The following is an 8,886-nucleotide window of genomic DNA, read 5'->3' as shown; positions in this document are numbered from 1 at the left end:
CTTGAGCCCATAGGAAACATCCCGCCTGCTGAAGCCGAGAAAAACTATTACGCCATGCTGGACGAAACCCACATGGCAGCTTAACTTAAACCAAATAGCCTCCGGCAATACCGGGGCGGTTCATACTGCTTTGACAATCTTCTCAGAATAATCCCTTGATTGCGCTTTAGCTCGCGTCGCATCGTCAGTTTGCGAATCTGCAGAGCCGTCGGTCTTAGGATCTTGTCCAGGAGGTACTGAAGGCTCTTTGTGGGTCGGGTCTTGCGAGGTCACCCTTTGAAGTTCCGCACCCTCTTCCTCGGAAAGGTCTCGCGACACGAGACCGATAAGCCTGTTTAGGCATGAGCTTACTAGATCCGCCGCTCGGTTTCCTCGACCCACTACGAGGGTAGCACCTTTCTCTTTAGCCGCCTCAACTCGCTCTCTTGCCTTAACGAAATCCTCGTAGGTCAGAGTAACATGCGGTCGCGCTTCTGCGTCTTTTTCTTGGCTTTCATGGCCCTTGTTGAACTTGGCATTAGACGAACCGATTTCATCGAGTTCAATTGTCTCAAGCTCGGCAAGAAAACCGACTAACGCCAAGTCTTCATCTGTCGCCCCAAGAAGCCGGTCTGCGATTTTCGCTTTCTTGCCAGCCGTTGAAGGAAGTGTGGAAGGAGCAAGAACGTCGACATCGATGATCGCAGCCGCCGCGGAGAAGCTACCGTCAGCCAGTTGCAACCGCGCCGATCTTGGACGGTCAAGTGCGAGATCGACAAACCAACTAGTCTCTCCGATTGTCTGGACAGCGATATCGTCCCAAGGGCTTTCCCCGGAACTATTAAAAGTGGAGACGCATATGGGCGTCTCTCCTAGGTCCTGTGGCGGGGTCCATGAGACCCTGCTTCCGCGCAGTTGGAATGTGCCTGGTTCGACCGGAGCTTTAACTTTGATCTGGACCGTAGAACTCACTGGCTCAGCTAGCGAACTTGAATCAAGCGGGGCCTGCCGATAGTCCTCAAGCCCGAGCCTGGCGAGGGCCGTTCCAGCAACTACCCTCTTGTAAAGTCCTGCTTCGGCGTTCCCTTTGGATACTGCGTTCCCAAGTAGCGCTGGAATTGTACAATTCATGCTTCCTGAGATCACATGGTCCCAATCGCGCCCAAAAGCGACAATGAGTTTCGCATGATTAAACCGAGATCTTCCTTCCTCCTCGACATCAAAGAGCTCGATGCCAGCCTCACTCTTGAAGTTGTGTTTCGGGAACTCTCCTCTACTTCTCTCGAGCAACACATCGGTGGGAGGCATCCCCAGTACCTCTCGAATTTGTCTAAGACCCTCGAGTTTCTGGTCCCAGTACGGCGACATTACAATGAGCCGCTGGATCTCGTCATCACCGATTGAGGTGGCCACTTGTTCCAAGATCGTCTCAGTTGGGCGATTGATGATGAGCGACACGTCTGCAGGAGGCGAGGCTTGTGACCCTGCACCGTCATCGAACAACCAAGGCGAAAGCTTTAATGCCCGTTCCCTTGCAATGGGAAGCCAAGGATCTCCCGGCGGCGTATAGGACGCGATATATTCAAATGCTTGCCGGAAGATTTCGAGAAACGAAGGTTCTTCGGGTGTGTAAACCAGATCCGTAATGAGTTCTTTGTTGCCTGCGATACCGAGAGCTGTGAGGTTGGCTGAGCCGATTAAGAGTCGGCCTTTATTCTCTCCCAACAGCAACGTGATTTTCGGGTGAAAGGCTCCGGGAACACTGACCTTCGCCAAATGATAGAGGGAGCCAGCGAAGCGCGGTGTGCCAAACTGTTCGATACTCAAATTCAACATTGACTGATCCGTTAAAACCGAAACGTTGCGGCAGCCGGCTCCCCTTAACTTCGAGAACGGGATGTCTTCAAATGCCTGCGCAGTGAATGAGAAGGTTGTCAGAAATACCGAGTGATAACCGGGCTCACCGAAGACGTCGTAGTATTTCACGTCCTGGCGAGCTCCTCTTTTCCAAGAAGGGTGATCCCAGCCTCGTCGAGCAGCTTGCAATCCTCAAGAAACTGGATGGCTTGGTCGAGACGTGGACTGCTAGGTGATACACGGAAGTCGTCACGGTATCGCAAGACTCCCTCGTCCGGTTCGAGAAGAAACGTGTAGGCTTTGCTGCGAAGCTTGCGAGACGCAACCCACAGATGTCGTTTGATGACGCGCTCACTAATGATCCTTCCAACCGCTTCGCTAGTTTGAATTTTCAGCAGTCCCTCGTAGAACCGGGCTTCGGACACTAGAGATTGAAAGTAGTCGTCTACGTTCAACCACTCGATAACCTTAGGGCTAAACTCCTTCGAACGTCGGTAAAGCTGCGCAATCAGAAACACTGAAGACTTCACCATCTCACCAATTTCGCCGCGCCTTTGAGCAGCGAGCATAGCTTCGGAGACATCTCTAATCGTCCGATCAGTACAAGCGCTAGCAAGAAAATCCTTGAAGCTGGGGTCACCTGATATCTTCGCTTGCTGGGTCAGCGCTGCCACGGCTTCCTGCATCGATAGGCGTGCGGCTGGGCCGCCGCGCACTGCGACGAGTGCTGCAGCGAGCAAGCACTCGTAAGCAAGCCTGCAGAGATCACATGCTTGGTATAGAGCCCAGGCCTCGCAAATCTCACTAGAGAGCCCTTCGCCTGGTTGATTGGCGAGTTCAAAAAATTCCCATTTGAGATCATCGGTGCGCGGCCGTTTCCCAACCTTGCCGGCTTGCGACAGCAGAAGCCTTATTGTTTCACGGCGGGCCGCGTTTCCGCTCGACGGTCGGCCAAGGCGGCCGAGGAGTGCGTCCGCCAAGCCGGACTGTTCTATGCTGCCGGCCACGACCTTGGAAGGTAGGCACACCGAGAGGTCATCGAGTTGGGAAATCGAAGCTTTTCCAGTGTCTAGTATTTGCAGGAAGTCGGTCGACCTGTCTCCGATCGCTTCTTCGAACCCATGCGCTAGTGGCAGGGCTGCGCTGGTGCAAAAGGGAAGGCCAATCTCTTCATTGGCGAGCTCGATCAGGCCCATCTCTGCCATTTGCGTCGAGTAAATTGCCCCAAAAGCACCTCCCTTGTTTCGCAGGTAGCGGTGCTCTGGTGGGGTATCCGGATCGGCAGCCACATCGAAATGGATGACTTGGTTTGAGTCGCCACCATCCTCAACCCCCGAAATTTGGCGACCTGCCCATTCTATGCCTGTGACCCCCAATTCGCTTCCATTACGCGCGCTCGCGAGAGCAAGTAATACCTCCGCTCGTCTGTGAAAAACGTTGAATGTTCGCGGATCGGTCTGGCCTTTAGTCTTCGCATACACCTCCAGAGCCCAAGCGAAGAAGGAGTAATAACGAAGGCGCAAAGTGATGGTGCTAATACCGGGAAGGAGCGATTGAAAGAGCACCTCGATTGGCCGCTGCATTCCAAGCGGATCTAACCCACTGTCCTGCCCGATTTCCGTCCATTGCGGAAACCCCGGCTCGAACTCCATCGGCTGTGTAGCCAAGTCACATCCCCCTATCTAATAACAGACGCCTAGTGCAATCAGTCTCAACATATCAAAGACTTATGTCTACATTCAGACATCATCCTTACCGATGTGAGAAATCGGCGAGACCTGTATTAATTCAATGTCTTCAATCTGAGAGGGTAGTCGGAGACGAGCTAACTCTTCCCGATCTCGAGTCAAGCCATAAGCAAGTAGCAAACGACTTTGATCGCAGTTCTTCGGCAAAATTTTTGCCGGCGGAGCTGGTCGAGATAATGGAATGTTCCCTAGGACACTATCCTTTAGCATTTGATTGATAAAACGCGCATGCAAATCTGTGTCACAACCACCGCCAGTAATAACTAACTGCACAGGATTATTCCGACTTCCAGGTTTGAATAAACTGGCAGCCCGCTTCTCATTCTTCGCCATTCCATAGACTTCGTAGAATAGATAATTACAGGCCATTTCAAAGATTGAGTCATTTACCTTCGCAGATTTTACAACTTCCAGTGCCCCTGCACCAAAGAGGTCTACACCAGCCGTAAAGACTGAAGCGTCCAGTTTAGATTTCAAATAGAAAGCAACGATATCTAACGTAGATGATCCGACATCGACGAGTAGATGCGCACCTGTTTGAACGAGAGGATCAGCGGAATAACCGGCAATAGCCGCGGTTAGTTCCGGCACCAGTCCAAACCCCTTCGGCAAGACCGGGTTTGCTATCGCGAGCTCTGCCTTAACATCATTCAACGTTAATTTGTTGGCATGTGGAATCAATGCGCACGCAGCGGAAACGATTTTGGTAAATCGCTCTAATGCAGGCCCATCGTCTCTTATCGCCACAGGAACCCCAATATTGATCAACCAATAATGAGATGCGCCAGCCGTTCCTAATGGTCGATCAATCTCATATATTCCTAAGATATAGCTCAACTGCATCGTCAAAAAAGCCGCAGCTGCACAGGCCCGCGACACAGTTGGCATTTGCTTCAACGGCTCTAAACCAGATTGCTTGACCAGACCTGCCTTGAAACCAACCAATGGGATTGAGCTGGCGACCGGATAAAGAGAAAACATACTTTTCTTGGTGTCAAACCAAAGTGCAGTTTGCCAAAGTCCCGGATGCGATGCAGACCGAAGTTGTTTAGGCACAGGAATTACAGCAATGGGGTCGCCAGCCACATAAGGCTGCCGGTAAGCAACCTTTGTTGTACTTGTTCCAAAATCTAGGCCGACAATATAGCCTTCGGGGTCCGGCGTTGGTCGATCATGCCATATCTGTTGTCCAGCTAGGATAGCTTTATCAATCTGCCTGCGACCAACATCACTAATTGATTTTGGGCTTTGCTCAACAATTGAAACGCGATTGTCGACCACTGAACGAATTTGATCAGCGGCCTGCCTACGTTCGGCAAAAATATCTCGATGTTGTTGTTCAGATGTGTTGCGTTTATGCGTTGTGAGCTTTGGCGCTTCCTGGGCTGGCGTGACTGTTATTGCAGCTTTTTTACGAATCTCTTGAGAAGGGTCTGGGTCTGGGTCTGGCAATCGCAGTGCAAACCGCTCTTCATACTGAGGTTTTAGTTTGTATTTTTTACCAACAGGAAGGTCGACTTTCGCGGATTTGGTGGCGGGTTGTTTTTTTTGTTGATTAGCCTCGGTTAAGGCCCCGCTAGCGCCGTTGCCATTTTTCGTTGGGAAATTTTTCGAACTGGCTAGGTTTTTCTGAAGTTCGCTTAATGGTGAATCCAAGTCTCCGAATGTGGTCTTAGGAAAGCGGCGGTTTCGCTTCATGATGCAGCCTCCAATTCAATAATCGCTATTCCAACGACCTGGGGCTCGTCTATGATAAAATTGTCTTCTTTGACTTTAAGATCCTCAAGCTTTTCATCCATCCGCGCGAGAAACTTATCTAGTTGGCTTCTCCGCATTTTAGCGACTCTAAGCCGTTTATCCTTCTGACTTACATCACCCCACGAAAATTCGAGATCTCGAATTATGGATTCAGCCTCTTTGCGTTTCCGCTCTCGATGCTCTTGAGCGAGTGCAATCTGAGTTTGAATTTGGTCGAAGTGTCGCGCCGCTTCTGCCTCAAAAAAATCTTCACGTCGGCGTTCGAGCATCGGCAGAACTAAATTTTCGATAGCCTCACATGCATGGTTCAGCGTATTTTGATCAACTTCAATAAGGTCTGGATTGGTTGCTATCGCTTCCATCAGAAGCTTTTCGGCTTCTTCCGAAGTCACGAGGCGCTGCAAGAGACAATCTGCACCGAGAAAAGATAATTTGTCGACAGGCAAAAGTCCATCGATGGACCATCGCTCAATTGCAATTGCGTAAAATCCAGGCTCCAATTGGCAATTGGTAGGACTGGACAAAGTAAAAGCTGTTACTGGTCTGGGGATTACACCTGAATAGAGTTCTTCGCGAATAACAGCCGCAAAGCGCGTCAATGGGTGCTTCATCACTATAGAATCTATTGCACGATAGCGACCTGGCTCGGAGTTGCTTCCGAAAACAACCCTTACTCCGCTGCCATTGTCTCCTCGAAATCTGGTTTGGTATCTCGTAGCCGAATCTGTCAAAAAGCGAGAGAACTTGGCTTGAGCGGCATGAGAGAGGCGTACTTCAAACATCTCTATTGATACATCAGGTACACGATCGAATCTTGTTCCCGGAAATTTTTCAACCAATGTACTGATGACGTAATCGCGTAAATCGTTACTCGCGAGCATCTTGTGTGGTGCGTGAGCTTCATTGATCCGGTTCAGAATATTTTCACCATGCGCGATAAGGCTGGGAGCTTCAAGTTCTAGCTGTTCCGTCTGGCGTTTAACTTCTTCGGCTGCTGCTGTCGCTCGGTCCAGTTCCTCTTTTCTCTCTCGCAGCGAAAGAGAGCCATCGGAGAGAATTAATTCAATTTGCTTAACTACATCACCAAGGATCGGTTCAAAATCCCCAAGCGTGTTTCGAATGATATCCAGCCTTTCATAAAGCCTTTTATAAACTATCTCTTCAATCGTATCCTGCGCAATAAGATTAATGATCTCGACTGAGGCTGACTGCTGACCAATACGATCGACGCGACCGATCCGCTGTTCGAGCTTCATTGGGTTCCACGGAAGATCCCAGTTAATTACGATGCGGCAAAACTGAAGGTCCAATCCTTCTCCGCCGACCTCAGAAGTTAGCAATATTGTTCCACCGGGTGCATCAGCAAACCGACCTACCGTTTCTTGGCGATCTTCTTTGATTCCACCATGGAGCTCAATTACGTCGATGTTTTCTGCAGCTAGACGACGGCTAAGGTACGATATTACGCTTCTGAAGCTTGAAAAGATGATGATCTTTTCCGTGCTATCACTGCTCAGCAGATCCCTTAGCGTCTTAATCAGACTGTCAAATTTACCATCATTTTGTTCGAGCTTTGCCAAAAATAAATGATCTGAACAATACTCGCCAAGAGTTGACACCATCGGGCCTGGCAATGGTTTTAGTGTTTCTTCGTCTTCTTCATCAACCGATAGGTTGCCAGTGCGTTCTCCCCAGTGGCGATAAGCAGCTGCTAGGCTAGATGCTACCAGGCGCTGGGCGCCCGCCAACAAAAACTTCTCGTTAATGTCTCGATCATAGGCATAGCGCTCAATTGCTTGGGTTATCTCGTCATAGAACTCTCGCTCAAATTTCTCTGACATTTCCCACGAGACTGTTTTTGGATGGCGAACCACTTTGAACTCAACAACGTCTCGCCTTCGCGTTCGATTTACGATTGATCCGAGCAACGACATTTCTTCCAAACGAGCCGCCAAGTTCATGCGCTCTTTGGCAGTTCCTTCTATTCCATCTGCCAATTCAGCGCGAAGGCGCTTCAAGCGTTCGCCAGTTTTCAGAATCTGTCCGGGCTGCAGCGCTCCAACAAGCTTGGAGATCTTCTCAATCGAAACGTTCGGATTTCTTGCTGCTTCAAAAGCCTCGACTAATGGCGCGTTTTCTTCTTGGAGCCATGCGAACTGCCATTCATTATCGAATGTGTCTGGATCGAGAAGTTTAAGGAGAACTCGCAGGTCATTCGATCTAAGATTGACTGGCGTGGCGGATAACAGAAGACTGTAATCCGAAGACTCAGTCAAAAGCTGCCCAATTTTGTGGTTTGCCGTTTGTGTATTGCGCAGATGGTGTGCTTCATCAAAAATTACTAAGTCAAATAATTCATCTCCGCGCTCATCTGACAAAAATCGCGCTAAATCAGCGCGTGCGGATTGATTAGGTTCTTCCTCATCGTTCCATTTGGCCGGTGGTTTTAAGGCAGACATAGAGGCAACTGCTGCAAACCCGTTCCGGTTTAAGGCGTCATCTTCAATTAGACCGAGTAGCTCTTCGGCGTTACAAGCCTTTGCATTTACGCTGAACTTGCGTCGCAGTTCGTCCTGCCATTTCTTGACCAGCGGCTTGGGACAGACCACGAGCAAACGGCGAGCGTCACCGCGTGCCACAAGCTCCGTCCAAATAAGCCCAGCTTCTATCGTCTTCCCCAAACCAACTTCATCTGCGATCAGGAGCCCCCGAGCCGGTGCATTCAGGATTTTCAGCAAAGGTTTGAACTGATATGCGAAAAACTTCGTGTTGGTAGCGCCCATTGAGTAAATCATATCGGCTAACTTTCCGGATAGTCGAAGATGATTGATGGTTCGCCGGAGTTCTAGGGGCGTTGAGAATTTACCCATTTTTAGATCGTTGAGAATGTCCGGCTCGGATTCCACGATTTCGAGCAAACTTAGCGGAACCTCTTTCTGGCCAGTTAATACATCGATCTTGATCATAAGCCGTCCATCGCGCTCAAATGGTCGATCCATCACGATACCAACGAACGCCGGATCTCGCCGCATTCTCACTCGGTCACCCGGATTGGGGTGCATCAGTTCCTCCGTTCGCTGCCGTCTAGTGGACAGTTGTCAGCGGTCGCCTACTCGAAAGCCTTCTTGCTAATAGGTTTACATTACAAAACAAGATAATCTTATCAGTGCTTTAAATTGGACCGGGAACGTGAGCCAGCTCAATGCCCAATATCTTCACCAATACTAGGACCCTCAGTTGTCCGGTGAACATTTAGGAGATCGCTCAAATCGAAAACAATAACTGCCTAGCCATTCTCTAAAACCTAGAGGTCGAAGAATATTAAACGCAAAACTTCAAATCTGGGAACAAACTTGCAGTGAGATTGGATCCTTGAGCTTCCAGCTGCACATCAACGACCCCTTGTTATTGCTCGGCAATACTCAGTGCTGCTCATTAACCTGCTTACCATATGCTTACAGCCCAAACGCAAAAAAGCCCGATTGGTAACAGCGAGGCTTGTAATGCTTTGTGATCTTTAGATATATTGTTTTCAGGATTAGGA

4 protein-coding genes are annotated in these 8,886 nt (G+C 49.6%); all 4 read right to left on the bottom strand.

The features are described 5' to 3' along the window. Positions 1 to 120: 120 nt before the first annotated feature. Positions 121 to 1,965, bottom strand: coding sequence for a phospholipase D-like domain-containing protein (locus HUO14_RS14570; protein ID WP_176280543.1), 1,845 nt, complete (start codon positions 1,963 to 1,965; stop codon positions 121 to 123). Beyond that, entirely contained in the window at positions 1,962 to 3,503 is a 1,542-nt protein-coding gene (locus HUO14_RS14565) for a hypothetical protein (RefSeq protein ID WP_176280542.1), read from the bottom strand. The genes HUO14_RS14570 and HUO14_RS14565 overlap by 4 nt, the downstream gene beginning before the upstream one ends. A gap of 72 nt (positions 3,504 to 3,575) precedes the next feature. Then, a complete protein-coding gene (locus HUO14_RS14560; RefSeq protein WP_176280541.1) occupies positions 3,576 to 5,282 on the bottom strand; it encodes a hypothetical protein in 1,707 nt (568 codons plus the stop codon). Next, the gene (locus HUO14_RS14555; RefSeq protein WP_176280540.1) at positions 5,279 to 8,404 is read right to left on the bottom strand and encodes a helicase-related protein; all 3,126 of its coding nucleotides are present in this window, start codon (positions 8,402 to 8,404) and stop codon (positions 5,279 to 5,281) included. Before HUO14_RS14555 ends, HUO14_RS14560 begins: the two co-directional genes overlap by 4 nt. Positions 8,405 to 8,886 lie beyond the last annotated feature (482 nt).

It is taken from the genome of Parasphingorhabdus flavimaris (genome assembly GCF_013371215.1).
Taxonomy (GTDB): Bacteria; Pseudomonadota; Alphaproteobacteria; order Sphingomonadales; family Sphingomonadaceae; genus Parasphingorhabdus; species Parasphingorhabdus flavimaris.
Note: the sequence above shows the minus strand (reverse complement) of the source record. Positions and strands in the feature narration are given on the sequence as shown.

What these genes read in the sequence shown, in the direction of transcription:
- HUO14_RS14560 (WP_176280541.1), bottom strand. Translation starts at nt 5,282, where the DNA reads ATGAAGCGAAACCGCCGCTTTCCTAAGACCACATTCGGAGACTTGGAT.
- HUO14_RS14555 (WP_176280540.1), bottom strand. Translation starts at nt 8,404, where the DNA reads ATGCACCCCAATCCGGGTGACCGAGTGAGAATGCGGCGAGATCCGGCG.